Genomic DNA, 2,042 nt, shown 5'->3' on the forward strand with positions numbered 1-2,042 from the left:
TTACTCTAGTAAGCCTCCAGAGTGGGGGAGAGAACAGGCCATGCCCGAGTCTCATCATGGCAGCTTCGCCGACGATTCGTCTTCTTCTGGAGCTTCCCGGACTCCTCCTTCGGCAGATGAGTCACAAGCTGAGGCTGAGCCGGGATGGTCTCCTGTAATAGCGGAAGAGCCGCAGCTTGTCCCTCTGCCCGGCGCTTCACGGGTGCCGTTCCCCTGGCTGCACTGGTGGGAAGAGGCTCGTGCTCGCCGTTGGCTGTTGGGCAGCGCCTTGGGCCTATTGCTGCTGACATTGCTGCTGGCCGTGGCGATTCCGCTGCTGCGGGAGGCTTTCTTGACCGGATCAGTTCGGCAGCCGAGCACTGCTACTACTGAGTCGGCTGCGCTGCTGACGAGCGATCAAAGTTTCTCGCTGACGGCTAGCGGGAACAGGCTCTATGCCTTTTCCGCGAGGGGAGCGCTCTTAGCCCTGCAGGCACAGGATGGGCATCTGTTGTGGCGCCATGACTTTCCAGTCCAGGCATCTCAGTTTTCACCCGATTCACCCTTAGTATTAGATGATGTAGTCTATATCAGTGGAACTTGCTTTGCCGCTTCTCTTGCGACGACACCAGGTTCCGACCGCCCTTGTATTCCAAGCTCTGGGACTGGTACAATAGAGGCAGCCCTGCGCGCCAGCGATGGTCACTTACTCTGGCAGCGAGTAGAGGAAGGCCGTTCCTTCGCTCATACCCTTATTAAGGGCAAGCTCTACCTTGCCCAGTCGCAGCCCTCCGTGTCTTGGCTAGAGGTCCTGGAAGCCAAGACAGGAAAGATTCTCTGGCAGCAACGTTTTCCCTCTTCGCTCGATGGGCTGCTGCCAGGTGAGCCGTTGGCCGTAGCGCTCGCAGAGGAGCAGCCGGAGCCAGGAACGCAGCTACTCGCTCTGGCGTCCTCCGATGGCCACCTCATCTGGCACCAACTGCTTGCCGACTCCTGGCGCCTGGTAGCGAGAGGGGGGAGTCGGCTCTACCTGGCAACGGAGGCTCAAGGGACCAGTGGGCCTGTGGCGGAGACGCTTCTCCGTGCAGCGGACAGTCAAAGCGGTGCGCAGCTCTGGCAGTGTCCTATTCCAGGCCAGCTGAGTGAGCTGTTTGTTAGCCCCGATGGCGGCAAGTTGTACGCGCTGACAACTCAGAAGAAGGCAGCGCCCGGCAATCCCTATGGTAGCGATGTGACTCTGCTGCTGGCTCTGCGAAGCGAGAACGCTCAGCTGCTCTGGCAGCATCCAGTTAACCAGGTGCTCTCTCGTGCTGTTCTTGCCCGCGAGCAAGATGGCACACTCTATCTGGCTTTGGATAGACAGGATCAGCCCCAGGCACGGCTCCTGGCGCTCTCAGCCAGCGATGGCCGACCGCTCTGGCAGCAGTCATACAAGGGCGAGGGGCTGACTAGCGCGCAATCGCAGGAGACCACGCTGTTCCTGGCAGTGAGTAGCAACGCGGTGCTGACTCTTGAGGGTGCTAACGGTCAGCTGCGCTGGAGAACACGGCTGGGGGAGGCTATCAGCTATCTCACACTGGCACAGGCCGGCTTGCCGCTGCTCTATGTCAGCACCTCCAGCGGGCAGCTCTACGCACTCGACATCAGGAATGGCCGCCTCCGCTGGTGGCTCTCACTGGCTCAATAGCCTCTATCTGAATGGAGGAATTTGCTTGCAATATGGATTAGTATTGCCATTATCTGGCATCAATGGCTCTATCGAGCGCCTTATCGAGTACGGTTCTGCCGCGGAGGCCGCAGGCTGGGATGGCGTCTTTTTGGAGGATTACCTGGTGTACTGGGCTGGCGAACGGGTTACTTTTGATCCCTGGCTGGCACTGACAGCTATCGCCCTGCGCACGCAGCGGATACGCCTGGGGATCACGGTGGTTCCACTCCCTGCACGCCAACCCTGGAAAGTGGCCCGCGAGGCTGTGACGCTCGATCATCTTTCCCAGGGCCGCCTGATCCTGGGCTTTGGGCTGGGTGACCTGCAAGATTCCTATTTTGGCGAGAGCAGCGAT

At 59.8% G+C, this 2,042-nt stretch carries 2 protein-coding genes; both read left to right on the top strand.

The window, feature by feature from the left end; genetic code table 11:
• Positions 1 to 1,666: PQQ-binding-like beta-propeller repeat protein (locus IRZ31_RS21290; RefSeq protein WP_297157757.1), on the top strand; the 1,666-nt coding region annotated here is incomplete at its 5' end.
• Positions 1,667 to 1,691: 25 nt separating this feature from the next.
• On the top strand, positions 1,692 to 2,042 hold a 351-nt coding region (locus IRZ31_RS21295), incomplete at its 3' end, for an LLM class flavin-dependent oxidoreductase (RefSeq protein WP_297157759.1).

Source organism: Thermogemmatispora sp. (genome assembly GCF_019683635.1).
Lineage (GTDB): Bacteria > Chloroflexota > Ktedonobacteria > Ktedonobacterales > Ktedonobacteraceae > Thermogemmatispora.